This is a genomic window from Thalassobacter sp. HA4-2 (assembly GCF_055693705.1).
This window is the reverse complement of sequence record NZ_JBVFUK010000001.1, coordinates 628,745-652,180: the sequence shown is the minus strand read 5'-3', so window position 1 is coordinate 652,180 and position 23,436 is coordinate 628,745. Positions and strand designations below refer to the sequence as shown.

Genomic DNA, 23,436 nt, shown 5'->3' with positions numbered 1-23,436 from the left:
TCTGCCCACACACTGGCACATAAGCGGCTGCCTATGGGGTGTCAACGCGCCCACCTGTAACAGCCATGGAACACTGCGCCCTGCGCATGGAAAAAGGATATTCTCATGAAAAAGTTACTGGCCGGTGTGGCATTTGCCACGCTTATGACCCCCGCTTATGCGCAAGACGCCAGCACTGTGCTGGCCACCGTGGGCGAGACCGAGATCACCTTGGGCCACATGATCGCCATGCGCGCGCGCCTGCCCGAACAGTACCAGCAGCTGCCCGACGAGGTGTTGTACCAAGGCATGCTCGACCAGTTGATCCAGCAAGAGGTGCTGGCGGCCAGCGCACGTGGGGATCTGTCCCCCCTGCAACAGGTCGGGCTTGAAAACGAAATGCGCGCCTTTCTGGCCGGGCAATTGATCGACCAAGCCGCCACCGCCCCCGTGGACGAGGCCGCCGTGCTGGAGGCCTACGAGGCCGAGTACGCCAACCAAGCGCCGCAGCCTGAGTTCAACGCGTCTCATATTCTGGTCGAAACCGAGGAAGAGGCGCTGGCCCTGATCGCAGAACTTGAGGGCGGAGCGGACTTTGCCGCATTGGCCCAAGAACATTCCACTGGCCCCTCCGGCCCCAATGGCGGGTCCTTGGGTTGGTTCGGTCTGGGCATGATGGTGCCCCCGTTCGAGGCCGCCGTCCTCGCCTTGGACATGGGTGCCGTGTCCGAACCGGTGCAAACTCAATTCGGTTGGCACGTTGTCAAGCTGAACGAGACCCGCGAGTTGGGCGCCCCCGCGCTGGACGAGGTCCGCCCACAGCTGGAACAAAGTCTGCGCGAAGGCGCTGTTGATGCCAAAATCGCAGAGCTGAGCGCGGCCACCACAATCACCCGCGCCGAGGTAGAGATTGATCCATCGCTGATCCGCGAACTGGACCTGTTGGCGGACTGACCGATGGCAAAAAAGGACAAGGCCGCAAAGAAGATCAAAAAGCTGAAGAAGGAGGTCAAACGCCTTCGCCGCGCGCTGGACGGCCCCAAGGGGCCACTGGTGTCGCCTTTGGCCCCTGTGGCCTTTCCTGACCTGCCCGTGATCGACGGGGTGCGCTTTGCCTCCGTCGCAGCGGGTGTGAAATACCAAGGCCGCGATGACGTGATGCTGGCGGTCTGCGCGCCGGGCACGGCGGTGGCCGGGGTGTTTACCCGGTCTGCCACGCGGTCGGCCAACGTACTCGACTGTCAGGCAAAACTGGGCGGACCGGCGGACGCGGGCGCTGCGATCATCGTGAATTCCGGCAACTCCAACGCCTTTACCGGGGCGGCGGGCGACGGGTCTGTGGCCGCGATTTGCACCGAAGTGGCCCAAACGCTGGACCTGCCAGCGGCGCGGGTGTTCACCGCCGCCACCGGTGTGATCGGGCAGCCACTGCCCCATGATCGGATCACCGCCCGGATTGGCGACCTCAAAGCGACGCTGAACGATGACGGCATGGCCGCCGCGGCCCACGCCATCATGACCACCGACACATTTGCCAAGGGGGCGACCGTCACCGTTGACCTTGATGGTACGCCCGTGCGCATCGCCGGGTTCGCCAAAGGGTCAGGCATGATCGCGCCCGACATGGCGACGATGCTGGTCTACATCTTCACGGACGCCGCCATCACCCAGGACACCCTGCAGGCCATGCTGTCGGACCTGAACGAGGGCACCTTTAACGCCATCACCGTGGACAGCGACACCTCCACCTCGGATACTCTGATGCTGGCCGCGACGGGTCGCGCCGGCAACGCCCTGATCGACAGCACGCGCACCGGGGCAGCGCAGGCGTTCAAGGCGGGGCTGCGGGACGTGATGCAGGACCTCGCCCTGCAGGTCGTCGCGGATGGCGAGGGTGCGACCAAACTGGTGCGCGTGGACGTGACCGGAGCGGCGGGCCCAGCGGACGCGCGCAAGGTGGCCAGCGCCATCGCAAACTCGCCACTGGTGAAAACCGCCATCGCGGGCGAGGATCCCAACTGGGGCCGCATCGTCATGGCCATCGGCAAGGCGGGGGCCGAGGCTGACCGCGACCGCATCACCATCCATTTCGGAGATGTGCTTGTGGCTGAAAAGGGCTGGGTGGCCGAGACCTACACCGAAGAGGCAGGCGCGCTTTACATGAAAAACGACCGTATCACCCTGTCTGTAGACTTGGGTCTGGGCGAGGGCGCGGCCACTATGTGGACCTGCGATCTGACATACCGCTATGTCGAAATCAACGCGGACTACCGGTCATGAAAACCGTGCTCGTCTCGGCCGTGTGCCTGATTGACCGCGACAACCGCATCCTTCTGGCCCAACGGCCAGAGGGGAAGTCCATGGCGGGCCTGTGGGAATTTCCGGGCGGCAAGGTCGAACCAGGCGAAACCCCCGAGGCCGCCTTGATCCGTGAGTTGCAAGAGGAGTTGGGCATCGACACATGGTCCAGCTGTCTGGCTCCGCTGACCTTTGCATCCCACACCTATGACAGTTTCCACCTTCTGATGCCCCTGTTCGCCTGCCGCAAATGGGACGGCACCCCCCAATCGCGCGAGGGGCAGTCGCTGAAATGGGTCTATGCCAAGGAGCTGCGAGACTACCCCATGCCCGCTGCGGACCTGCCCTTGATCCCCATGATCCGCGACTGGGTATAGAGCGGAATTCGTCGATTAACTAAAAATTAGGCGTTCGTCGTTCATCGTTCCGCAGCAGCGCACAAAAAAACAGTGCGGGCTGATTGGCCTTTGTCGGGCGATATCTTACGTTACGTCAAGGGAATCATGCAATTTGGGGGAATGCACATGATCCGCACCATCTCGATCAGTAAATTTGTGTCCGTTCAGGGCCTATTCGTCAAAGACCTGCCAAACAAGATGATCCAAGTCATGGTGGATGGTCAGGTTGTGACGGGGCACCCGATCAAATAACCGCAGCAACCCCGCAGCCAGCCTAGGCGGCTGGCTAGTCCAACCAACCTTTCAGGTTGTCCGTCACGATCCGCGCCAGCGCATCCATATGCGCGTCGTCGTCGTTCAGGCAAGGTATGTAGGTGAACTCTTCGCCGCCTGCTTCTTCAAAGCTTTCCTTGATCTCTTCGTTGATCTCTTCCAGCGTTTCGATGCAATCGGCGCTGAACGCAGGGGCGATCACGGCGATCTTTTTGTTGCCCGCCTCGGCTTGGCGCGCAACTTCCTCGACGGTGTAGGGCTTCAACCACTCCTCCGGTCCGAACTTGGACTGGAAGGTGGTCATGATCTGGGTGTCGTCCCAGCCGAGCCGTTCCTTGAGCAAACGGGTCGTTTTTTGGCACTGGCAATGGTACGGATCGCCCTCCATCAGGTAACGCTTGGGCACCCCGTGGTAGGAACACACCAAAATGTCAGGGCGGTTTTCGATGTTCGCATAGGCGGTCTCGACCGACTTGGCGAGGGCGTCGATATAATCGGGCTCTTCGTAGTAGGCAGGCACCGTGCGTACGGACGGTTGCCACTTGGGCGTCATCAGCGCGCGAAAAAACTGATCGTTCGCCGTGGCGGAGGTCGCACCGGCGTAGTGCGGATACAGCGGGAAGAACAGGATCCGGTCGCAGCCCGCCGCCAGCATCTGATCCACCTTTGACTTGGTGGACGGGTTCCCGTAGCGCATGCAGTAATCCACGACCACTTGGTCACCGAACTGCTCGGCCATGCGGCGCGCCATGGCGGCGGTCTGGGCCTTGGTGATCGTAGCCAGAGGGCTTTCGCCCTTGTCCTCGTTCCAGATCGACTTGTACGCCGCGCCAGAGCTAAAGGGCCGCTTTGTCAGGATGATCAACTGTAACAGGGGCTGCCAGATGAAAGGCGAGTAGTCGATCACGCGACGGTCCGACAAAAACTCGTTCAGATACCTGCGCATGGGCCAATACGTGTAGTGATCCGGCGTTCCGAGGTTGGCCAGCAGAATGCCTACTTTACCCATACGCACCTTTGGGTGATCGCTGGGGGCGTGGGGCAAGGGCGTCACGTCGGTCATGGGCAGGGCACTGTCTTTCATCATCTCACTCCGCCAATGGTTTGGCATTTTTATCGAACTCGACCGTGCCAAGGGCATCGGCCAGCCGCGTCTGGGCGGACCCGGGGCGCAGCGGTTTGGGTTGATCGGCAGAGGGGGCCCAGCCCGTCAGGAACTGAAACTCGAACGTGGCGGCGATGCGCCCCTCCCCTGCCGGGAAGGCTTGGCTATAGATATGGGCCGCGCGGGCGAAAAGACCACGGGGCGGCGTGCGGCGATGGCGGGAGGCCAGCGCATTTGTTTCCCCCATGGCGCGCAAATCGCGTGCAAGGTGCAGCAGATCGCGGTAGCTGACCGTCCGGCTGTCGATATCCGCAACCGGCAGGGCCAGCCCTGCCCGCTGCAACAGACCGCCCAGATCGCGGATCTCGCCCATGGGGGCCACGCGGGGGGACAGACCGCCCAGCTCCGCCGCCTCCGCCTCGGCAAGGGCTGTGCGCAACTCGTGCAGGGTTTGCCCGCCGAAGGACACCGACAGGAACAGCCCGTCGGGGCGCAGGGCGCGGCGGCATTGGATGATCTGGCCCACGGGGTCGTCCGCCCAATGCAGGCACATAGCGTGGATCACCAGATCATGCGACGCCTCGGCCAGATCCAGCGTTTCGTCATCAGGCACCACCTTCGCCCCGGGAAAGGCCGCGCCCCAGATACCGGGCGCGCCTGTCACAATCGCAATGTCCGTAAACGTTCTGTTAACGTCGATGAGTCTCTCTTGGACCTCAAAGATCGCCTCGTCGTGCAGGAACCACGCTCCTTCGCCCCCTGCGCGGGCGCGGTGCAAGGCCAGGGCATGGCGGTCGGTCAGGGCGGGTGCATCACTCATGGCCCGCTAGATAGGAGAAACCGATGGGTTTGCAAACCATGCTTGGCCTACTCTTTCCGCCCACTTGCATGGGGTGCGAGGCGCGTATGATGGAGGACGGAGGCCTCTGCCCCGACTGCCGCAAGGATACGCCCGTGGTGCTGGGTCCCCAATGTATTGGCTGCGCCCTGCCCTTGCCGGGGGCCGATGACGGCCACGACTCCTTTTGCGATATCTGCCTGCGGACACCGCCGCCATGGGATCGGGCCGCAGCGCCTTTCCTGTACGACGGCAAAGCGCGGCATCTGGTGCTGGGCCTGAAACACGGGGACCGGACGGAGCTTGCCCCCCACTTGGCCCGGTTCATTGCGCGCAAGGGCACGGACGGCTGGGACAGGCGCACCTGCATTGTACCCGTGCCGCTGCATTGGCGCAGGCGGGTCAGGCGGCGGTACAACCAGGCCGCCCTTGTCGCGCAGGCCTTGGCGGAACAGACAGGCGCGACCTATCTGCCCGACGCCCTGCGCCGCCCAAAACCCACACCCATGCTGCGCGGCAAGTCCCTCGCCCAGCGGGACGCGTTGCTGGCAGACGCCATCACACTGGGCCAAGCCGACGCGCTCTGCGGGGCGCAGGTTGTCCTGGTCGATGATGTCTACACCACGGGCGCGACCCTGCGCGCCTGCGCCGCGCAAGTCTGGCAGGCAGGGGCGGACCGGGTCGAGGTGCGCGTTGTGGCCCGCGTTGCACCCCACCGCGAGGGGGCTATATAAGGCCAACACACGAAAGGTGGCCCCATATGCAAACCGTTGAAATCTACACCTCGCCCCTGTGCGGCTTTTGCCACGCGGCCAAGCGCCTGCTGACCCAAAAGGACGTGGCCTTTACCGAGATCGACGTCAGCCGGGACGCCAGCCTGAAGCAAGCGATGATGCAGCGCACGGGCCGCCACACGGTGCCGCAAATCTACATCGGTACAACCCACGTCGGCGGCTGCGATGATCTGTTCGCCTTGGAGCGTGCTGGCAAGCTTGACCCCCTGCTGGCGGGCTGATGCGTGCGGGGCTGATCCAGTGCACGGCGTCCGATGATCCGGCGGCGAACCTGACGGCGACACTGGCCGCCGTGGACACGGCGGTGGCAGAGGGGGCAGAGTGGGTCCTGACGCCCGAGGTGACAAACTGCATCTCGGCCAGCCGCACCCGCCAAACGGAGGTGCTGGAGCTGGAGGCCCACGACAAGACCCTGCCTGCCCTGCAAGAGGCCGCCGCGAAACACGGTGTATGGGTCCTGATCGGGTCGCTGGCGATCAAGACCGACGACCCGGATGGACGCTTTGCCAACCGATCCTACCTGATTGATCCTTGGGGCGAGATCACGGCCCGCTATGACAAGATCCACATGTTCGACGTTGCCGTCAGCGCAACCGAGACCTACCGCGAAAGCGACGGTTATCGCCCCGGGGACCGCGCCGTGACGGCAGACACGCCTTGGGGTAAAGTGGGTCTGACAATTTGCTACGACCTGCGGTTCCCACACCTTTACCGCGATCTGGCGCAGGCGGGGGCCGGGATCATCACTGTGCCCTCCGCATTCTCTCCGGTCACGGGAGCGGACCATTGGGAAAGCCTGCTGCGCGCCCGCGCCATCGAGACCGGCAGCTTTATCATTGCACCGGCACAAACCGGCACCCACTCCACCACACGTGGCCGCCAACGCAGCACCCATGGCCATTCCATGGTGATCGGCCCATGGGGCGATGTGCGCCTTGACGCAAAGGTTAACCCCGGGGTCTATGTGGTAGATATCGACCCGGACGACGTGGCGGATGCCCGCACGCGGGTACCCTCTTTGACCAGTACCGCCCGCTACCAAGGCCCGTGAAATGACCCCCGACCCCCTGACGATTGCCCTATTTTCCGAGATGTTGATGGGCGAACAACTTGTGCGCAACCGCCTGACCAAAATGCTGCCCAAGGGGATGGAGTTGAGCCATTTTGCCGTCCTGAACCACCTTGCACAGACGCGCGAGGAACGCACGCCCGCCCAACTGGCCCAGACGTTTCACGTCACGCGCGGGGCGATGACCAACACCCTGAACAAGTTGGAGGCCGCGGGCCACATCCACATCCGCCCAGATTGGGACGACGCCCGACGCAAGCTGGTGGCCATCAGCACCGCAGGCGTCGCAGCCCGCGACAGCGCGCTGGCAGCGATCATGCCCATAATGGCCGACGCTGTGGACGAGATCGGCAAGGAAAAGGTCCGCTCTGCAGTGCCTGTCCTGCGCGCCGTGCGCCAGCGCTTTGCAAAATCCTAGGCGGGTTTCGTGCTGGCGGTGACATAATTCACGGACAGATCGCGGTCCGAGATCTTCCACCCCCAGGTGATCGGATTGAACTGGAACCCCTTGCGGTCCACCGGCTCCAACCCTGCGCCCCGGATCAACTCGAACAGCTCGTCCGGCGTGATGAACTTGCGCCAATCATGGGTGCCCTTTGGCAACCAGCGCATGACATACTCCGCCCCGATGATCCCCATGACAAAGGACTTGGGGTTACGGTTCAGGGTCGAACATACCATCAGCCCACCGGGTTTCAGCAACTGCTGGCAAGCGACTAGAAAGCCTTGCGGATCGGCCACGTGCTCCACCACTTCCATGTTCAGGACCACGTCGAAACGCTCCTCGTCACTGGCGGCCACATCCTCGGCGGTGGTGTGGCGATAGTCGATCTCCAGGCCCGATTGTTCCGCATGGGCCTGTGCCACGGGGATGTTCCGCGCGGCGGCGTCCACCCCCACCACGGTCGCCCCAAGGCGCGCCATGGGTTCGGACAACAGACCACCGCCGCAGCCAATGTCAAAAATACGCAGGCCCTTGAACGGCGTGGGCTGGGTCAGGTCGCGGTCGAACTCCATGGCGATCTGGTTGGTGATGTAGTCCAACCGGCAAGGGTTCAGCATGTGCAGGGGTTTGAACTTGCCGTTCGGGTCCCACCATTCGGCGGCCATGGCTTGGAATTTTTCGATTTCATGTGCGTCGACGGTACTGGTGGTCATGGACTTCCCCTTCTGCTGCTCATTACATGGGCATAACGCCTCGCAAGGCTATATAGGGCAATTATGGACCGAAACCCGAGCCAAAAGAGCGCACAGTCGTTTCTGTATCCCCCCTTGATCCGTTTGACCAGCGGATGATCGAAGTGGGCGATGGCCACACCATCTATGTAGAACAATGCGGCAACCCGAACGGCGCACCCGTGGTGATCCTGCATGGCGGTCCGGGCGGTGGGTGCAGCCCGGCCATGCGGCGGTATTTCGATCCGGCAGTGTGGCGCATCATCCTGTTTGATCAGCGTGGCTGTGGCCGGTCCCGCCCCCACGCCAGCACCACCGCCAACACGACGTGGCATCTGGTGGGCGATATCGAGACGATCCGCAGCCAGTTGGGCATTGACCGTTGGGCGGTTTTCGGCGGCAGTTGGGGGGCGACGCTGGCCCTGATCTACGCCATCAGCCACCCTGCCCATGTGGGCTACATCGCCCTGCGTGGCGTGTTTCTGATGATGCAGCGAGAGTTGGACTGGTTCTACGGCGGCGGGGCGGGACAGTTTTGGCCCGACCAATGGGCGCGCTTCAAGTCCCTGATCCCGGAGACAGAGCAGGACGATTTCATCGCCGCCTATCACAAGCGCCTGTTTTCCGGCGACCTGATGGTGGAAACCCGCTATGCGCGGGCATGGGCATCTTGGGAAAACGCGCTGGCGTCCATGGCGATGGGGGGCGTGTCCGGGGACAGCCCGGCGGAATACGCACGCGCCTTCTCACGCCTCGAAAACCACTACTTCATCAACAAGGGCTGGCTGGAACGGGACGATTGGATCCTTGCCAACATTCACCGGATCGAGGATATTCCCGGCGTGATCGTACAGGGCCGCTACGACATGATTTGCCCGCCTCTGTCGGCGCAACGGGTGGCCAAGGCTTGGCCCTTGGGCAATCTGCGCATGGTGGACAAAGCAGGGCACGCCCTGTCGGAACCGGGCATCACCGAAGAGTTGGTGCGCGCCATGGACCGGGCCGGAGCCCGGGTGCAGTCCCTTCGGCTTATCTGATGAGGCCATCCGTCGGACAGCGCCCTTTTATGCACCGGACGGCGGCGTCCAACGTCTGTTCATCGGGCCGAAACACCGCACCGGGGCACGGCCCCACCGACAGCCGATAGCCGCCATCGTCTTCCCGCTCCACAAAGGCAAGCACCTCGCCCGAGGGCGTGCTGCCGCACCATGCCGCCGCGCAGCCAACAGCAATCGTCACAGGCGCCTCAATCGCTGTCTGGAAGCCTGCCCGGGACGCAAGGTGCCCGACCATTTGCGCGCGCACCTCGTATCCTTGTCGATTGTTGATCGCATCCAGATCATGTGGGTCGGGACGGTCGGCCTGCATCCGTGCGCCCTTGGGCAAAACGATATCGCCGTGGAACACGACGTAGGTTTGCTCGGCCCGGTCAAAAAATCCAAAGCTGGACCTGACGGATGGCTGTGCGCAAGACAGGGCCTGTGCCTGCATCGGTGCGAGGGCTGCGATCAGGGCCAGCCACCTCATAGCAAATCGAACTCTGCCAAAACCGCGCGGTAAAGATCCCGCTTGAATGGCACGATGGCGTCCACCAGATCGGGGGCCGCCATCCACTGCCAGCGGGCAAACTCCGGGTGGTCCGTGTCGATACTCACGGCGCTGTCATCGGCCAGCATTTCGCACCGGAACCACATCTGTTTCTGGCCCCGGTAGCGGCCCTTCCAGATGGTGGGCACCCGTTCAACGGGCAGATCGTACGTCAGCCAGTCGGCCGTTGCCCCGACCAAGTGCACATCATCGGGCGCAAGACTGGTTTCCTCGGTCAGTTCGCGCAAGGCCGCCGCTTGGGGCGTTTCGCCCGGATCAATCCCCCTTGGGGCATTTGCCATGCCCCGGGGGTGTCGATCCGTTCGCCCGCCCAGACCCGCCCCCCGCGCGTCAGGCACAGCCCGACGCAGGGGCGATATGGCAGAGCCGCGACCTGTTCAGGGGTCATTGCGCGGCGATGTCGATGGCCGACAGGCCTTTGAGGATATCGACCGCATAGGCCAGCTGGTAATCCTCGTTGCGCAGCTCGGCGGCTTGTTCGGCGCGCTCTTGCTCCTCTTCGGCCTGACGGCGTTCATCCTCGGACAGGCTGTCATTGGACAGGCTGCCGCGCAGCCCGGCCTCGGACCGCTGAGGACGCTGGTTCTCTTCCTCGCCTTCAACCTCGGGCGTGCGTGGGGGTTGGCGCACAACAATGTCAGGAGAGACGCCAAGCGCTTGGATCGACCGACCCGACGGCGTGTAATAACGCGAGGTGGTCAGGCGCATGGCCCCATTGCCCTGCAGCGGCATGACCGATTGCACTGACCCTTTGCCAAAGGACTTGGTCCCTACGACGACCGCACGGCGGTGATCCTGCAAGGCCCCCGCCACAATCTCCGAGGCAGAGGCGGAGCCGCCGTTGATCAGCACCACCATGGGCAGACCGTCCACCAGATCGCCGGGTGTGGCGTTGAACCGTTCCCCGTCGCCCGCATCGCGGGACCGGGTGGACACGATCTCGCCCTGTTCAAGGAACGCATCCGCCAGACGCACACCCGCCGTCAGCAGACCACCGGGGTTGTTGCGCAGGTCCAGCACAATGCCGTTCACGTTCTCAAGTCCGCCAGCGGCCTCGATCTCGCGGGCCAGACCCTCTTGCACATTGGGCACGGTCTGGTCGTTGAAGGTGGTCGCGCGCACCACGATCGTATCGGACACGGTACGCACGCGGGCCGCAGTCAGACGGATCACGTCGCGGGTGACCTCCAGATCCAGCGGCTCTTCCAGCCCCTCGCGGATGATGGTCAGGCTGATGGTGGAGCCGACGGGCCCGCGCATCAACTCCACCGCCTCTTGCAGGGTCAGGCCCAACAGGTTCTCGCCATCCACCGAGGTGATGAAGTCGCCCGCCTCGACGCCCGCATCAAACGCAGGGGTGCCGTCCATCGGCGTGATGACTTTGACGTAGCCCTCTTCCTGCGTGACCTCGATGCCAAGGCCACCGAACTGGCCGCGCGTGTCGACTTGCATATCTTCGAAAGCTGAGGGCGGCAGATAGCTGGAATGTGGATCAAGGGAGGTCAGCATCCCGTTGATCGCCGCCTCGATCAATTCCGCCTCGTCCACATCCTCGACATAGAATTCGCGGATCCGTTCAAAGATCACCCCGAACAGGTCCAGCTGTTGGTACACATTCGCCTCACGCTCGGCCTCTTGGGCCAGCAAGGGGCCTGCGATTTGTATTGTCGCGGCAGCGCCCAGAATGGTGCCCGCCGCTGCGGCCATGAAAAATTTCTTCATATCGGTCTCGTCCTACCTCTGGCTTTGCGCGAACCACTGGGATGGGTCCACTGGCCCTCCGGCCTCTCTTACTTCTATATAAAGCGTTTCCGTCCGGCCGATGCCAGCACCGTCCTGCATTTCGGTCAAAAAGTCGTCAACCGTGGGCAACGCCCCGCCCATGATCCCAATCGGGGACCCAAGGGGCAGGATGTCACCCGGTTGACCATAGACCTCGGCCAGCCCCGCGAAAACCATCAGCGCCCCCTGCTGGGGTTCAAGGATGATCACTTTTCCGTAGTCCAGCAGCGGTCCGGCATACCGGACCGAGGCGCGCACGGGCGTGGACACCAGCGCCCCTTGCGGCGCGGCCACCACCCAGCCGGGGCGGCGGACGCCAGCGGCGTCACGTTCCTGAAATCGTCGGATTACCTGACCCGCCACGGGCAGGGGCAGCGCGGACAGATCACGCGCCTCGGGCGCGTCCCCCGCAGGCAGATCCATCAGACCGTCCGCAAACCCCGACAGCGTATCGGCGTTCTGGATCAAGGCGGACATGGCGGCCCCGTCGTTCACGAAACGCTGTGGCAGCGCGCGGCGTTCGGCGAGGGCGGCCCCCAGTTCAATCCGCGCCTGCTGGACCCCCGCAAGCCCCTGTTCAAGGGTCGCCACCGCATTGGACTGTAGCGCACGCAGATCGGCCAGAGTTTCCAGATCAATGCGCAACGCCTCGGCCCGGGCGCGCAAGGCCGGCGTGATCTCTGCGATCATCTGACCGGACCGCGCGGTCCCGATGGGGCCAGAGGGGTGCAGCAACAGCAACGGGGCCGGGGCCTGTTCCATGGTGGACAGCACACCCAGCAGGGTCGCAATCTCGTCACGGCGGGTGTCGAAGGTCTGGGCAAGGCTGCGTTCACGCAAGGTGACCTGCCGCATCCCGCTGCGCAGGGCCATGAGGCCGGTCTCGTAGGCACGCACGGTCTGCGTCAGCGCGGCTACCCGGTCGGAGGCCAGGGTCGCCGCCTCCAGCAGATCGCCCGCGTCGATCAGGGCTTGCGCCGCGTTGCGGGCGGTGCGGTCCACGTCACCCAACCTATCCTGCGCTGCGGCAGGCAGGGCCAAGGCCACGCATAAAAGGACGGCGCGCCAGATCATGACAGCAGGGTCGTCCCCGTCATCTCGGGCGGGGGGCAATACCCATCAGGTCCAGCACCGTCGGCGCAAGGTCCGCCAGCCGCCCGTCGCGCACCTTTGCACCGGGCGGCGCACCCCAGACCACCACGGGGACGGGGTTCAACGTATGCGCCGTGTGCGGCCCGCCCGTGTCCGGGTCCACCATGGTTTCACAATTGCCGTGATCGGCGCAGACCACCATGGCACCGCCGGTCTTTTCCAGTGCGGTCAGCGCGCGGCCCAGACCCGCATCCACCGCCTCGCAGGCCTTGGCAGCGGCCGCCAGATCGCCGGTGTGCCCGACCATGTCGGGGTTGGCGTAATTCACCACGATCAGGTCATAGCCCGCCTCGATGGCCGCCACGAAGTGATCTGTCACCTCGCCCGCCGACATCTCTGGCTGCAAGTCATAGGTGGCCACGGCGGGAGATCTGGGCATGAACCGATCCTCGCCGGGCTCCGCCGCCTCTTTGCCGCCGTTCAGAAAAAAGGTGACATGCGGGTATTTTTCCGTCTCGGCCAGATGAAACTGGGTCAGCCCCTGTTTTGCGACCCAAGCGCCGAGCGTGTTTTCCACCTGCCGCTTGGGATAGACCGTGGACATGAAGGCGTTGTGGGCGGCGGAATAATCCACCATCCCCAGCATATGCAGGTCCAGCCTGTCCCGCGCGAACCCATCAAAGGCGGGGTCCGCCAGCGCCGACAGAATCTCGCGCGCGCGGTCAGCGCGGAAGTTCAGGCATAAGACCCCGTCCCCGTCCGCCATGGGCCGGTGGCCGGGTAGAACAGTCGGGGCAATGAACTCATCCGCCGCATCCGAGGCGTAGCTTTGCTGGATTGCGGCCGCAGGCGTGTCTGCCATAGCCCCCTGCCCCAGCACCATCGCATCATAGGCGCGCTGCACCCGGTCCCACCGCGTGTCGCGGTCCATGGCCCAATAACGCCCGGTGACACTGCCTACAGTGGCCCCGTCGGGCAAGCGGTCCATCAACGTCTCAAAGAAGCCAAGCGCCGATTTCGGCGCCACATCGCGGCCGTCCGTGATAGCATGCAACTGCACCGGAACCCCTTGGGCCGTGACCGCGTGACAGGCCGCCAAAACATGCTCGATATGCCCATGGACCCCGCCGTCCGAGATGACGCCGATCAGATGGGCCGTCCCGCCCGTTTCCTTCAACTTGGCGCACCAGTCCAGCAAGGCAGGGGCGGTCGCAAAGGACCCCTCTTCGATGGCCAGATCAATCTGGCCCAGATCCATGGCCACAACGCGCCCCGCGCCGATGTTCATGTGCCCCACCTCGGAGTTGCCCATCTGCCCCTTGGGCAGGCCCACGTCAGGTCCGTAGGTCACAAGGGTGCCACTTGGGCACGTGGACAAAAGGCGATCCATGGTTGGGGTCGCGGCAACATCGGGGGCGGAGGTCTCGGGCCGGTCAGAAATGCCCCAGCCGTCGAGAATACAAAGCACTACAGGTTTGGTCATGGCACCGTTCTGACCCAAGCCGGGCGGCGGGACAAGTCCCGCCCTACGGGGTGCGGCGCTGTTTGGGGCACAGCCCTTGGCAAACAGGGGATTGGGGTATTTGGAACCCAATGAAGTCAGGGGGTGTCCCGTAAAAGGAACGCGGGGTTCTTGCGGACACATCGCCCCGCTTCTTTGGGCCAAAAAACCCTCGGGGGCGCGTCACAGACGCGAGGGGCAGCGCCCCCACCCAAAATAATCCCGTGCGGCGCAGCCGCGCATTTTGGTCAGGCGTGGCCTTTCAGACCCGGTGGTAGGGGCTGCCCGCAAGGATCGAGGCTGCGCGGTAGAGTTGTTCGGCCAACATCACGCGCGCCAGCATATGGGGCCAGACCATCTGCCCAAAAGACAAAAGCTGATCCGCCTCGGCCCGCAGACCGGGGTCAATCCCATCCGCACCGCCAATGACGAATGCCACATCGCCCCGCCCTTGATCGCGCCAAGCGCCCAGTTTGTCCGCGAAGGTGGGGCTGGTCATAACCTCGCCCCGTTCGTCCAGAGCGCACATCGCAGCCCCCTTGGGGATGCGGGCGCGCAGGGCCTCTGCCTCTGCCCCCATACCGCCCTTTTTCGCTTCGACCTCATAAACTGACACCGGGCCAAGGCCCAAAGCCCTCCCGGTTTTGCCAAAGCGGTCAAGGTAGTCGTCGATCAGGGCCTTTTCAGGCCCTTTACGCAACCGGCCCACCACAACGAGGTGGACGCGCATGTCAGGAGTTTTCGGCCGTGGGTGGGTCGGACTTGGGTGGCTCTGGCAGGTCAGATGGGTCCAGCCACATCTTTTCGAGCTGGTAGAACTCGCGCACTTCGGGGCGGAAGACATGCACGATGATATCGCCCGCATCCACCAGAACCCAGTCGCCTGCGCCCTTGCCCTCCAGCTTGGTCTTGACCCGCAGCTCGGACTTCAGCTTGTCAGCCAGTTTTTCGGAGATCGCGCCCACTTGCCGGGACGACCGGCCAGAGCACACCACCATGTGATCGGCGATCGAGGACTTGCCGCGCAGATCAATCTGAACGACATCCTCGGCCTTGTCGGCGTCCAGGCTTTCAAGAACAGCGGCCAGCAGGGTGTCCACGCTGGGCTTGGTGTTTGCGGGTGTTGCGGCCGAAGCGTCGGCGGCGGACATGTGTCCAGACAGGGTCGATCCCTCCTGATATGCGCGCCTGTCCACACCCCGGCGCCGGGTCTGCCCAGACATAGCACCATATGGGCCGCCGGACAACAATCAGCGCGCCGTATGGGGGCCTGCGCCCCAAGAGTCCAGCCCCCACAGCGCAACGCAACCACATGCTGGACGCGTAGCGCGGGCAGGCGCACCCGGAGCAGCGAAGCCGCACCCTAGCCTGCCACGGCGTCACACGGTGGGAAGGCATCGACACCCAGCGACGACAGGGGGGCATTTTGAATCAACGGCAAAAATGCGCCGCCCGCCTCGATTTGCAGATCAATGCCAAAGGTCGAGTCTGGGGCGGGGCCTTGATCGGTGGCACAAAGGTCGACCTTCACGCTGATACTGCCTGAGCCTGAGCCGTCCTCTTTCCACCCGCGCACTTGGGCCTGTTGCGCGCGCATCCGGGGCCAATCGTCGGCGGCTATGGCCCAGTTTTGACCCTCACTGGCCAAAATGTACCGTGCGTTGGACACCGCAGGCGGATCGTCGCGTGTGGCGTTGAGGTCGAGATAGGCGCTTCCTTCGATCAAGTGCCCCCCGCAGGTACGGCCACGCGCACGGCAAAATCCGCCGGGTCCGCTGTCAGGGGATCCAGTCGAGAGACTTGCCACGCAGTGACCGGATTGACCGAAGCGCAGCCTGCACAAAGCAGGGGCACGAGTATGTATCGCATCATTCTCACCTTGTTCGAATCATTTTTTATTGTTTTACATTAATTAAACACGATTTGAAAGGAAACCGCATGACCATGACCCGTGTCACCCGCGTCGCAACGGGCCTTTGGTGGGCCACCAACGCCTGTCTGATGGCGTTGCCGCTGGCCATTGGCCTGAGCGCTGTTTACGGCCACCTCGCGCCAGAACAGATCCCGCAGGCTTTCGCGGGGGTGCAGATGACACTGCCCCTCGCGCCGTGGGCCATCGCGGTTCATTATACCGTGCTGACGATCAGCGTTGCCTTGGCCCTGTCGATCCTGTGGCACATGCGCGGCCTGTTCGCCTGCTACGCCCGGGCCGAAACCCTAAGCCCCCGGTGCGCGCACCATATCATCCGCATTGCGCAGGGACTGATCGCCGCTGGCGTTTGGGGTATCGTGGGCTATACCCTCAACGTCCTTGCCCTGACCGCCGCCAACCCACCGGGGCAACGGGCCTTTACCGTGGCCCTGTCCCAAGGGGAGGTCGGCCTGCTGTTGGCCGGGGGGCTGATGCTGTTGATAGGTTGGGTCATGGGACAAGCCGCTGCAGCGCAGGCCGAAAACGAGGCCTTTGTGTAATGGCGATCATTGTCCGCCTCGACGTGATGATGGCCCTGCGCAAGCGCAAGGGCCGGGACTTGGCCGCAGAAATCGGCATCACTGAACAGAACCTGAGCCTGCTGAAATCGGGCAAGGTCAAGGGCATACGGTTCGAGACCCTGTCCGCCCTATGCCGTGCGCTGGAGTGTCAGCCGGGGGATTTGCTGGAATCGGTGGAGGACTGACCCAGCATCCGCACCTCGCGCTGCGGGAAGGGGATCGAGATGTCGTTGGCCTTGAACGTATCCCACAGGGCCAGAAACACTGCGCCACGAATGTTGGTCAGCCCGCCTGTGGGGTCCTTTATCCAGAACCGCAGGATGTAGTCCACGCTGCTGTCGCCAAAGCCAACCACGTGGCAGACGGGGGCCTTGTCGGACAGAACGCGCGGGACACCGGCCGCAGCCTCGATCGCCAAGCGCCGCACCAGATGCGGGTCATTGTCGTAAGCGGTGCCGAAATGGATATCGAGGCGCACGAATTCGTTTGAGTGGGACCAGTTGACGACTTGGCCCGTGATCAGATCCTCGTTCGGGATCAGGTATTCCTTGCCGTCGCGGGTGACCACACTGGCATAGCGCGCGCCCAAGGTCTGGATCCAACCAAAAGTCTCGCCCAGCGAAATCACGTCCCCGGGCTTGATCGACTTGTCCAGCAGGATGATGACCCCGGACACAAGGTTCGATACCACCTTTTGCAGGCCGAACCCCAGCCCGACCCCGATGGCCCCCGACAGAACCGCCAGCCCTGTCAGGTCAATCCCAAGCGCCCGCACCCCAATGTAGAAGGCGGCGGCGTAGAAACCGACCTGAACCAGTTTGACGATCAGCACGCGCATGGACGGGCTGATGTCCTCATTCCGCTGCACCCTTTGGCTGGTCGTGACCGTGATAAACCGCGCCAGCGCCAGCAGACAGCCCAGCACGACCACCGCCTGCACCACCAAAAGCGCCGAAATGCGCACTGCACCGAATTCCAGCGCGGCGGCGTCCAGAACGCGGGCGACCTCTTCGGTGATGCCAAGGATGTACAGGGTCACGTAAATCAGCGCGCCATAGCGCACCGCTTGGCGCAGCAGGGCCGACCGCACAAGGCGCGAGGCAAAGGCCACCACCAGCCACGCCGTCGTCAGGGTCGCCGCGATGCCCAGAAAATAGGACCGCGAAGGCCACGTATACTCCCGCATGAACAAGACCACCGCCCACAGCAGCGCCACGAAAAAGATGTGACGCAGCCGCCGGTGCACCACCACCAGCACCCGCATCCGCCACGTGGGCCAGCCTTCGCGCGCCGCCATCCACGCCCGCAGCCGGGGGCCGAACCCTGTGCGCAGCAGGTGGGCCGCAATGAATACGGCCACAAGGATCACCAGTTGATAAAGGCTCCAGGGTCGCCACAGCAGATTCAAAAGACTATCGACCTGACCCAGCAGGGCCTGGCCCACGTCAATCACCTCATCCAACGCCTCTGGGGGCACCTCGGCCTGGGCCGCCTCGTCCGCAGTTTCGATTTCTTCCATGGACGCAACGTGCCATAGCCCGCCGCCACATGCACGCGCATCTTGCGACCCACGCGCGGCCCGGGTAAACGGTGCCCAATGCAACGCATCTACGACATATCGGACCACGCGTTCCTGCCTTGGCGCTTCTTTGGCCGGGCGTTTGGGGTGACTGCGCGCCTATCCTAGCGCCGCACCCACCCTTCCCCTTATTCAGACCGAGGACCACACCATGGCCGGCAAAACGCTCTACGACAAAATCTGGGACGCCCACGTGGCACATGAGGCCGAGGACGGCACGACGTTGCTGTATATCGACCGACATCTGGTGCACGAAGTCACCAGCCCGCAAGCCTTCGAGGGTCTGCGCATGACAGGACGCTCTGTTCGTGCGCCTGACAAGACCATCGCCGTACCGGACCACAATGTGCCCACAACTCCGGGCCGCGAGGACCCCGCCAACATGACCGAGGATTCGGCTATTCAGGTGGCGGCGCTGGACAAGAACGCCAAGGATTTCGGCATCCACTACTACCCCGTGTCCGACGTCCGCCAAGGAATCGTGCACATCGTCGGCCCCGAACAGGGCTGGACCCTGCCCGGCATGACCGTTGTGTGCGGCGACAGCCACACCGCGACCCACGGGGCCTTCGGGGCCTTGGCTCACGGCATCGGCACCTCCGAGGTAGAGCATGTGCTGGCCACCCAGACCCTGATCCAGAAGAAATCTAAAAACATGAAGGTCGAGATCACCGGCAAGCTTGCCCCCGGTGTCACCGCCAAAGACATCACCCTGTCCGTCATCGGGCGCACTGGGACCGCTGGTGGTACCGGCTATGTCATCGAATACTGTGGCGAGGCGATCCGCGACCTGTCCATGGAAGGGCGCATGACTGTCTGCAACATGGCCATCGAAGGCGGCGCACGCGCAGGCATCATCGCGCCGGACGAGAAGACCTTCGCATACTGCCAAGGCCGCCCCCACGCCCCCAAGGGCGCCCAGTGGGAGGCCGCCGTGGCGTGGTGGAAAACCCTGTATTCCGACGACGACGCCCATTGGGACGAGGTCATCACGATCAAGGGCGAAGACATCGCCCCCGTGGTCACTTGGGGCACCTCGCCCGAAGATGTGCTGCCCATCACCGCCACCGTCCCCGCACCCGGTGATTTCACCGGCGGCAAGGTCGACGCCGCCGCCCGGTCCCTCGCCTACATGGGGCTGGAGCCCGGCACGCCCCTGTCGGAGGTGGAGATCGACACGGTCTTTATCGGGTCCTGCACCAACGGCCGTATCGAAGACTTGCGCGCCGCCGCCGCAATCCTGAAGGGCAAGAAGAAAAAGGACGGCATCCGCGCGATGGTCGTCCCCGGCTCCGGCCTCGTCCGCGCCCAAGCCGAAGAAGAAGGCCTCGCCGACATCTTCAAAGAGGCCGGTTTCGAATGGCGCCTCGCGGGCTGCTCCATGTGCCTTGCGATGAACCCCGATCAGCTGAAACCCGGCGAACGCTGTGCCGCCACGTCCAACCGCAACTTCGAAGGTCGCCAAGGCCGAGGCGGCCGCACCCACCTCATGTCCCCCGGCATGGCGGCAGCGGCAGCCATCACCGGCAAACTGACGGACGTGCGGGAGTTGATGTAGGCGCTCAGACTGTTGACAGACCAAAGGCCGCTCCGATGGGGGTGGCCTATTTTGCCGATAGCTCAGCAACCACATCCTTATGGACTTTTTAATTGAAAAGTCCTATGGTGTGAGAGCGGGCATGCGCCGGGCTTAGTTCGGGTGGCCTATTGGGCAGCAGCGTTCTTAGCGACGTGGATCAGGACTCCGGGAGCCCGCAGCTTTTTCCAAATCAATCAATAGCTGGTTAGGTATGTCCTTAAAAGACGACGACTTAGGGACTATTGTAAGTCCACAATTTGAGATAGTTTTCGTCTCACTCAAAAATCGCTTTGCCAGCGCTCTTGCATACCTAGTTTCGACGTCGCCATAAAGATTCGGTTCCAGAGCAGCATAAGTTGCGCTGGTCACTACATCAGCTAACTGAAGGCCTGCTCGCTTACTGTGGTTTTCAACCTTGATGTCCTCAGGATTCAAAACTGACCAATCTATAGAGCGGGTCGGCTGCAACTTTTCTCTGCCATCGCGCATAAGGAACAGGTAGTCACGCATGACCGCATAATCCGTTCCTGCTCGCCTCGAAAATGTTACCTCCAGTTGAGCTTGGGTACCATCCAATCGGGCCTTCGCAGCGCATGCGGAGGTCAGCCTCTCCAGAAGAAATCGAGTAAGGTAGTTATAGAGATGCCCTTTTTCTTTGTACTTTGCGTACAGCGTCGGTCTCAGGTTGGTGATTTCAACTTTATCAGAACATACAGTGGCAACGCCGAAGGGCTTTCGACACAACAGCCTAGACAGAGCGACTTTTTGTTCATGCTTCAGCTTGTTAAAATGGATATCATGCTTTTTGTGTTTAAAAAGCTGGAGCGCTTCGTCACGCCATCGAGGTAGGTTGATATCATTCTGGTCGGATACCAACACCGCACCCAATGCGAACCATCGAGACTGCCCTCCACAACGTGCAGTCTTGAGCTTTCCGAAGCCCTCGCCTCCAGCTTCATCGATGTAGGCGTAGAACTTACTCATCCTCATCGGTCAAGACTACTGCCAGAACTAGCAGAGATACCAGCGCAGTTTCACCCCCTCCCTCGTATGCACGGGGGTGCACAGGGGGTGCACGCCGGGTGACACCCCCTATTCGGCGGCGATTTGGGCCTCTGGGTTCTCCACCTTCACCGCGCAGAATTTGAACTCGGGGATTTTGCCGTAGGGGTCGATGGCAGAGTTGGTGAGCAGGTTCGCCGCCGCCTCGACGTAGGCAAAGGGCAAAAACACCATGTCCGGGGCCACCGCGCGGTCCGCGCGGGCCAGCAATTCTACCGTGCCCCGCCGTGTCGACAATCGCACCATGCCGCCCGGGTTTACGTTTAATTTCCGCAACGTAGAGGGATGCAACGAACAATTCGCCTCCGGCTCCAGCCCATCCAGCACCGTCGCGCGCCGCGTCATGGACCCGGTGTGCCAATGCTCCAACTGCCGCCCCGTGGTCAGGATCATCGGGTAATCCGCGTCTGGCGTCTCGTCCGGGGCGATCACATCCGCAGGCGTGAACCGCGCGCGCCCCTCGGGGCGGGGGAAACCGTCACCGAAAACGACCGCCTGACCGGGGTCCGTGGGTGACAGGCTGGGGTAGGTCACTGCCTCCCGCTCCAGCCGCTCCCAAGTGATGTTATTCAGCGATTTCATGTTGATAGCCATCTCGGCAAACACTTCGGACGGATCGGCGTAGGTCCAGTCCAAGCCGCAGCGCTTGGCCAACTCCGTCTCGATCCACCAGTCCTGCCGCGCCTCCCCCGGAGGGGTCACGGCGGGACGCACCATCTGCACCTGCCGGTTTGTGTTGCTGACCGTGCCGGACTTTTCGTACAGCGCGCTGGCAGGAAGGATCACATCGGCGTAATTCGCCGTTTCGGTCAGGAAAATGTCTTGCACGACCAAGTGATCCAACATCGCCAGAGCGTCTCGCGCATGATCCACATCCGGGTCCGACATGGCCGGGTTTTCGCCAAGGATATACATCGCCTTGATGTTGCCCGCGTGCACATCGTCCATGATTTCCGTGACCGTCAGCCCCTTTTCCGCACTGAAATCCCCGGACCCCCAGACATCCGTAAACGCAGACCGCACCCCATCATCGGTAACCGTCTGATAATCAGGCAAGAACATCGGGATCAAACCGGCATCCGAAGCGCCCTGCACGTTGTTCTGACCCCGCAAGGGGTGCAGGCCAGACCCCGGTCGCCCCACCTGCCCCGTCATCAGCGCAAGAGAAATCAGGCACCGCGAGTTGTCCGTGCCATGGATGTGCTGGCTGACACCCATGCCCCAGAAAATCATCGCGGCCTTCGCACCGGCAAAGGTCCGGGCCACGGCGCGCAGTTCTTCCGCGCTTATCCCACAGATTTCGCTCATCTTTTCGGGGGTGAAAGCGGCCAGGTGTTCCTTCTCGGCCTCCCAGTTTTCTGTGTAGGCGTCGATGTATTGCTGGTCGTAAAGGTTTTCTTCAACAATCGTGTGCATGATCGCGTTCAACATGCTGACATCGGCGCCGGGACGGAATTGCAGCATGTGGGTGGCAAAGCGTTTCAGGGCCTGACCGCGGGGGTCCATGACGATCAACTTGCCGCCGCGCTTGGTGAATTGTTTGAAGTAGGTCGCGGCGACAGGATGGTTTTCGATGGGGTTGGCCCCGATGACGATGGCCACATCAGCGTTTTCAATCTCATTGAAGGTCGCCGTCACAGCGCCGGAACCCACGTTTTCCAACAGGGCCGAAACGGAGGAGGCATGACATAGCCGGGTACAATGGTCGACATTGTTGTGGCCGAACCCTTGGCGGATAAATTTCTGAAACAAATAGGCTTCTTCGTTGGTGCATTTGGCAGATCCGAAACCGGCAACTTCGCGCCCGCGGCCCTTTAGGCCCCGAGCCGCGGCGTCCAGTGCCTCGTCCCAGGTTGCCTCGCGAAAATGGGTCAGCAGGTTGCCGGGGTCCACGTTCAGCCCCTTGGCGGGCGCATCGTCGCGGCGGATCAGGGGTTTGGTCAGGCGGTGGTTGTGGTGGATGTAGTCAAAGCCAAACCGGCCTTTGACGCACAAACGGCCCTCGTTGGCCGGGCCATTGATGCCCTCGACGTACTTTACCTTACCATCTTTGACCTTGATGGAGATCTGACATCCGACACCGCAGAATGCACAGACGCTCTCAACCTCGTCGTCGTAGTCCGCCCGGTCGCCCACCTGATCCGCGTCCACGACCGTAGAGGGCATCAGCGCACCGGTAGGGCAAGCCTGCACACATTCGCCACAGGCCACACAGGTGCTGTCGCCCATCGGGTCGGCAAAGTCGAAGGTCGGATAGCTGTCCGCCCCGCGCCCGGCCATGCCGATCACGTCGTTGACCTGAACCTCGCGGCAGGCACGTACGCACAACCCGCACTGAATGCAGGCATCCAGGTTCACGGACATGGCCACATGGCTGTCGTCCAGCAGGGGAATGCGACCGTCTTCCAGCTTGGGAAAGCGGCTTTCGGTCACGCCATTCAGGTCTGCAATATCCCACAGATGCGCGGACTTATCATGGGCCACGTCGCGGTCAGGCTGGTCGGCCACCAGCATCTCGACCACCATGGCTCGGGCCTTTGTCGCACGTTCGGTATCGGTGTGGACCACCATTCCCTCGGCGGGTTCGCGGATGCAGGACGCGGCCAAGGTCCGCTCTCCCTCAATCTCGACCATGCAAGCCCGACAGTTGCCATCGGGGCGATAACCGGGCTGGGGTTTGTGACACAGATGCGGGATCACAAGGCCGCGCCCATGGGCCGCTTCCCAGATCGTTGTGCCCTCGGGCACCTCTACTCGCGCACCATCCAAAGTGAATCGGATCATCATACTCTCCCGGTCGTTGGCATGAG

The 23,436-nt window shown here is 62.8% G+C and carries 24 protein-coding genes and 3 pseudogenes; 12 read left to right on the top strand and 15 right to left on the bottom strand.

All coding sequences use genetic code 11. From position 1 onward, the window contains the following. Positions 1-105: 105 nt before the first annotated feature. The 4 genes from ACZ1G0_RS03275 to ACZ1G0_RS03260 all read left to right on the top strand — a co-directional run bounded on the left by ACZ1G0_RS03275 (position 106) and on the right by ACZ1G0_RS03260 (position 2,927). Positions 106-933 (top strand): peptidylprolyl isomerase, encoded by an 828-nt coding sequence (locus ACZ1G0_RS03275; RefSeq protein ID WP_472735635.1) that lies wholly within the window; start codon positions 106-108, stop codon positions 931-933. Between the two features lie 3 nt (positions 934-936). Beyond that, positions 937-2,259 carry a bifunctional glutamate N-acetyltransferase/amino-acid acetyltransferase ArgJ gene (gene argJ, locus ACZ1G0_RS03270; RefSeq protein WP_472735634.1) on the top strand — a complete coding sequence of 441 codons (1,323 nt, stop codon included), beginning with the start codon at positions 937-939 and terminating at the stop codon, positions 2,257-2,259. Then, positions 2,256-2,654: an 8-oxo-dGTP diphosphatase MutT gene (gene mutT / locus ACZ1G0_RS03265; protein WP_472735633.1), complete on the top strand. Its 399-nt coding sequence runs from the start codon at positions 2,256-2,258 to the stop codon at positions 2,652-2,654. The genes argJ and mutT overlap by 4 nt, the downstream gene beginning before the upstream one ends. A 147-nt stretch (positions 2,655-2,801) precedes the next feature. Further along, positions 2,802-2,927, top strand: coding sequence for a hypothetical protein (locus ACZ1G0_RS03260; RefSeq protein ID WP_472735632.1), 126 nt, complete (start codon positions 2,802-2,804; stop codon positions 2,925-2,927). A gap of 34 nt (positions 2,928-2,961) precedes the next feature. On the opposite strand, the gene hemH is transcribed toward ACZ1G0_RS03260, so the two are convergent. After that, positions 2,962-4,032, bottom strand: a complete 1,071-nt coding sequence (gene hemH / locus ACZ1G0_RS03255) for a ferrochelatase (protein WP_472735631.1) — start codon at positions 4,030-4,032, stop codon at positions 2,962-2,964. Between the two features lie 4 nt (positions 4,033-4,036). After that, the gene (locus ACZ1G0_RS03250; RefSeq protein ID WP_472735630.1) at positions 4,037-4,873 is read right to left on the bottom strand and encodes a methyltransferase domain-containing protein; all 837 of its coding nucleotides are present in this window, start codon (positions 4,871-4,873) and stop codon (positions 4,037-4,039) included. Between the two features lie 23 nt (positions 4,874-4,896). Between ACZ1G0_RS03250 and ACZ1G0_RS03245 the strand changes: the two genes are divergently transcribed. The 4 genes from ACZ1G0_RS03245 to ACZ1G0_RS03230 are packed head-to-tail and all read left to right on the top strand — an operon-like array spanning position 4,897 to position 7,172. Next, positions 4,897-5,625, top strand: a complete 729-nt coding sequence (locus tag ACZ1G0_RS03245) for a double zinc ribbon domain-containing protein (RefSeq protein WP_472735629.1) — start codon at positions 4,897-4,899, stop codon at positions 5,623-5,625. 26 nt (positions 5,626-5,651) lie between these two features. Beyond that, positions 5,652-5,906 (top strand): glutaredoxin 3, encoded by a 255-nt coding sequence (gene grxC / locus ACZ1G0_RS03240; RefSeq protein ID WP_472735628.1) that lies wholly within the window; start codon positions 5,652-5,654, stop codon positions 5,904-5,906. Next, positions 5,906-6,736, top strand: a complete 831-nt coding sequence (locus tag ACZ1G0_RS03235) for a carbon-nitrogen hydrolase family protein (RefSeq protein WP_472735627.1) — start codon at positions 5,906-5,908, stop codon at positions 6,734-6,736. Before grxC ends, ACZ1G0_RS03235 begins: the two co-directional genes overlap by 1 nt. 1 nt (position 6,737) lies before the next feature. Next, the gene (locus tag ACZ1G0_RS03230) at positions 6,738-7,172 is read left to right on the top strand and encodes a MarR family winged helix-turn-helix transcriptional regulator (RefSeq protein ID WP_472735626.1); all 435 of its coding nucleotides are present in this window, start codon (positions 6,738-6,740) and stop codon (positions 7,170-7,172) included. On the opposite strand, the gene ubiG is transcribed toward ACZ1G0_RS03230, so the two are convergent. After that, positions 7,169-7,912: a bifunctional 2-polyprenyl-6-hydroxyphenol methylase/3-demethylubiquinol 3-O-methyltransferase UbiG gene (gene ubiG / locus ACZ1G0_RS03225; RefSeq protein ID WP_472735625.1), complete on the bottom strand. Its 744-nt coding sequence runs from the start codon at positions 7,910-7,912 to the stop codon at positions 7,169-7,171. The genes ACZ1G0_RS03230 and ubiG overlap by 4 nt on opposite strands. A 63-nt stretch (positions 7,913-7,975) precedes the next feature. Here ubiG and pip point away from each other — a divergent pair. Then, positions 7,976-8,967, top strand: a pseudogene (gene pip, locus ACZ1G0_RS03220) (prolyl aminopeptidase). Here pip and ACZ1G0_RS03215 read toward each other — a convergent pair. From ACZ1G0_RS03215 to ACZ1G0_RS03175, 9 genes and pseudogenes are all read right to left on the bottom strand, one after another. Beyond that, positions 8,960-9,457 (bottom strand): hypothetical protein, encoded by a 498-nt coding sequence (locus tag ACZ1G0_RS03215; protein ID WP_472735624.1) that lies wholly within the window; start codon positions 9,455-9,457, stop codon positions 8,960-8,962. The pseudogene pip and the gene ACZ1G0_RS03215 overlap by 8 nt on opposite strands. After that, a pseudogene (locus ACZ1G0_RS03210) lies at positions 9,454-9,926 on the bottom strand (RNA pyrophosphohydrolase). Before ACZ1G0_RS03210 ends, ACZ1G0_RS03215 begins: the two are co-directional and overlap by 4 nt. Beyond that, on the bottom strand, positions 9,923-11,260 hold the full coding sequence (locus ACZ1G0_RS03205) for a S41 family peptidase (protein WP_472735623.1): 1,338 nt from the start codon (positions 11,258-11,260) through the stop codon (positions 9,923-9,925). Before ACZ1G0_RS03205 ends, ACZ1G0_RS03210 begins: the two are co-directional and overlap by 4 nt. A 12-nt stretch (positions 11,261-11,272) precedes the next feature. Continuing rightward, positions 11,273-12,394, bottom strand: coding sequence for a murein hydrolase activator EnvC family protein (locus ACZ1G0_RS03200; protein ID WP_472735622.1), 1,122 nt, complete (start codon positions 12,392-12,394; stop codon positions 11,273-11,275). Then, positions 12,391-13,895, bottom strand: a pseudogene (gene gpmI / locus ACZ1G0_RS03195) (2,3-bisphosphoglycerate-independent phosphoglycerate mutase). The gene ACZ1G0_RS03200 and the pseudogene gpmI overlap by 4 nt, the downstream one beginning before the upstream one ends. Before the next feature lie 280 nt (positions 13,896-14,175). Continuing rightward, positions 14,176-14,643 (bottom strand): 23S rRNA (pseudouridine(1915)-N(3))-methyltransferase RlmH, encoded by a 468-nt coding sequence (gene rlmH, locus ACZ1G0_RS03190; protein ID WP_472735621.1) that lies wholly within the window; start codon positions 14,641-14,643, stop codon positions 14,176-14,178. A gap of 1 nt (position 14,644) precedes the next feature. Then, the gene (gene rsfS / locus ACZ1G0_RS03185) at positions 14,645-15,064 is read right to left on the bottom strand and encodes a ribosome silencing factor (RefSeq protein ID WP_472735620.1); all 420 of its coding nucleotides are present in this window, start codon (positions 15,062-15,064) and stop codon (positions 14,645-14,647) included. Positions 15,065-15,276: 212 nt separating this feature from the next. After that, positions 15,277-15,639: a hypothetical protein gene (locus tag ACZ1G0_RS03180; RefSeq protein ID WP_472735619.1), complete on the bottom strand. Its 363-nt coding sequence runs from the start codon at positions 15,637-15,639 to the stop codon at positions 15,277-15,279. Continuing rightward, the gene (locus tag ACZ1G0_RS03175; protein WP_472735618.1) at positions 15,636-15,782 is read right to left on the bottom strand and encodes a hypothetical protein; all 147 of its coding nucleotides are present in this window, start codon (positions 15,780-15,782) and stop codon (positions 15,636-15,638) included. Before ACZ1G0_RS03175 ends, ACZ1G0_RS03180 begins: the two co-directional genes overlap by 4 nt. A gap of 69 nt (positions 15,783-15,851) precedes the next feature. Here ACZ1G0_RS03175 and ACZ1G0_RS03170 point away from each other — a divergent pair, with 69 nt between their 5' ends. Together ACZ1G0_RS03170 and ACZ1G0_RS03165 are read left to right on the top strand one after the other, a co-directional pair. Next, a complete protein-coding gene (locus ACZ1G0_RS03170) occupies positions 15,852-16,385 on the top strand; it encodes a hypothetical protein (RefSeq protein WP_472735617.1) in 534 nt (177 codons plus the stop codon). After that, complete coding sequence (locus ACZ1G0_RS03165) at positions 16,385-16,591, top strand: helix-turn-helix domain-containing protein (RefSeq protein WP_472735616.1); 207 nt, start codon at positions 16,385-16,387, stop codon at positions 16,589-16,591. The genes ACZ1G0_RS03170 and ACZ1G0_RS03165 overlap by 1 nt, the downstream gene beginning before the upstream one ends. Here ACZ1G0_RS03165 and ACZ1G0_RS03160 read toward each other — a convergent pair. After that, positions 16,555-17,925 carry a mechanosensitive ion channel family protein gene (locus ACZ1G0_RS03160; RefSeq protein ID WP_472735615.1) on the bottom strand — a complete coding sequence of 457 codons (1,371 nt, stop codon included), beginning with the start codon at positions 17,923-17,925 and terminating at the stop codon, positions 16,555-16,557. The two genes, ACZ1G0_RS03165 and ACZ1G0_RS03160, sit on opposite strands and share 37 nt — an antisense overlap. 211 nt (positions 17,926-18,136) lie before the next feature. Here ACZ1G0_RS03160 and leuC point away from each other — a divergent pair, with 211 nt between their 5' ends. After that, positions 18,137-19,543 (top strand): 3-isopropylmalate dehydratase large subunit, encoded by a 1,407-nt coding sequence (leuC, locus tag ACZ1G0_RS03155; RefSeq protein ID WP_472735614.1) that lies wholly within the window; start codon positions 18,137-18,139, stop codon positions 19,541-19,543. 165 nt (positions 19,544-19,708) lie between these two features. On the opposite strand, the gene ACZ1G0_RS03150 is transcribed toward leuC, so the two are convergent. Further along, on the bottom strand, positions 19,709-20,548 hold the full coding sequence (locus tag ACZ1G0_RS03150; protein WP_472735613.1) for a DUF3800 domain-containing protein: 840 nt from the start codon (positions 20,546-20,548) through the stop codon (positions 19,709-19,711). Between the two features lie 108 nt (positions 20,549-20,656). Beyond that, positions 20,657-23,413 carry a formate dehydrogenase subunit alpha gene (fdhF, locus tag ACZ1G0_RS03145; protein WP_472735612.1) on the bottom strand — a complete coding sequence of 919 codons (2,757 nt, stop codon included), beginning with the start codon at positions 23,411-23,413 and terminating at the stop codon, positions 20,657-20,659. Positions 23,414-23,436 lie beyond the last annotated feature (23 nt).

Bases quoted from the DNA above. Each gene is read 5' to 3' on its own strand.
- ACZ1G0_RS03275 (WP_472735635.1), top strand. From the start codon at position 106: ATGAAAAAGTTACTGGCCGGTGTGGCATTTGCCACGCTTATGACCCCC.
- argJ (WP_472735634.1), top strand. From the start codon at position 937: ATGGCAAAAAAGGACAAGGCCGCAAAGAAGATCAAAAAGCTGAAGAAG.
- mutT (WP_472735633.1), top strand. From the start codon at position 2,256: ATGAAAACCGTGCTCGTCTCGGCCGTGTGCCTGATTGACCGCGACAAC.
- ACZ1G0_RS03260 (WP_472735632.1), top strand. From the start codon at position 2,802: ATGATCCGCACCATCTCGATCAGTAAATTTGTGTCCGTTCAGGGCCTA.
- hemH (WP_472735631.1), bottom strand. From the start codon at position 4,032: ATGAAAGACAGTGCCCTGCCCATGACCGACGTGACGCCCTTGCCCCAC.
- ACZ1G0_RS03250 (WP_472735630.1), bottom strand. From the start codon at position 4,873: ATGAGTGATGCACCCGCCCTGACCGACCGCCATGCCCTGGCCTTGCAC.
- ACZ1G0_RS03245 (WP_472735629.1), top strand. From the start codon at position 4,897: ATGGGTTTGCAAACCATGCTTGGCCTACTCTTTCCGCCCACTTGCATG.
- grxC (WP_472735628.1), top strand. From the start codon at position 5,652: ATGCAAACCGTTGAAATCTACACCTCGCCCCTGTGCGGCTTTTGCCAC.
- ACZ1G0_RS03235 (WP_472735627.1), top strand. From the start codon at position 5,906: ATGCGTGCGGGGCTGATCCAGTGCACGGCGTCCGATGATCCGGCGGCG.
- ACZ1G0_RS03230 (WP_472735626.1), top strand. From the start codon at position 6,738: ATGACCCCCGACCCCCTGACGATTGCCCTATTTTCCGAGATGTTGATG.
- ubiG (WP_472735625.1), bottom strand. From the start codon at position 7,912: ATGACCACCAGTACCGTCGACGCACATGAAATCGAAAAATTCCAAGCC.
- ACZ1G0_RS03215 (WP_472735624.1), bottom strand. From the start codon at position 9,457: ATGAGGTGGCTGGCCCTGATCGCAGCCCTCGCACCGATGCAGGCACAG.
- ACZ1G0_RS03205 (WP_472735623.1), bottom strand. From the start codon at position 11,260: ATGAAGAAATTTTTCATGGCCGCAGCGGCGGGCACCATTCTGGGCGCT.
- ACZ1G0_RS03200 (WP_472735622.1), bottom strand. From the start codon at position 12,394: ATGATCTGGCGCGCCGTCCTTTTATGCGTGGCCTTGGCCCTGCCTGCC.
- rlmH (WP_472735621.1), bottom strand. From the start codon at position 14,643: ATGCGCGTCCACCTCGTTGTGGTGGGCCGGTTGCGTAAAGGGCCTGAA.
- rsfS (WP_472735620.1), bottom strand. From the start codon at position 15,064: ATGTCCGCCGCCGACGCTTCGGCCGCAACACCCGCAAACACCAAGCCC.
- ACZ1G0_RS03175 (WP_472735618.1), bottom strand. From the start codon at position 15,782: ATGCGATACATACTCGTGCCCCTGCTTTGTGCAGGCTGCGCTTCGGTC.
- ACZ1G0_RS03170 (WP_472735617.1), top strand. From the start codon at position 15,852: ATGACCATGACCCGTGTCACCCGCGTCGCAACGGGCCTTTGGTGGGCC.
- ACZ1G0_RS03165 (WP_472735616.1), top strand. From the start codon at position 16,385: ATGGCGATCATTGTCCGCCTCGACGTGATGATGGCCCTGCGCAAGCGC.
- ACZ1G0_RS03160 (WP_472735615.1), bottom strand. From the start codon at position 17,925: ATGGAAGAAATCGAAACTGCGGACGAGGCGGCCCAGGCCGAGGTGCCC.
- leuC (WP_472735614.1), top strand. From the start codon at position 18,137: ATGGCCGGCAAAACGCTCTACGACAAAATCTGGGACGCCCACGTGGCA.
- ACZ1G0_RS03150 (WP_472735613.1), bottom strand. From the start codon at position 20,548: ATGAGTAAGTTCTACGCCTACATCGATGAAGCTGGAGGCGAGGGCTTC.
- fdhF (WP_472735612.1), bottom strand. From the start codon at position 23,413: ATGATGATCCGATTCACTTTGGATGGTGCGCGAGTAGAGGTGCCCGAG.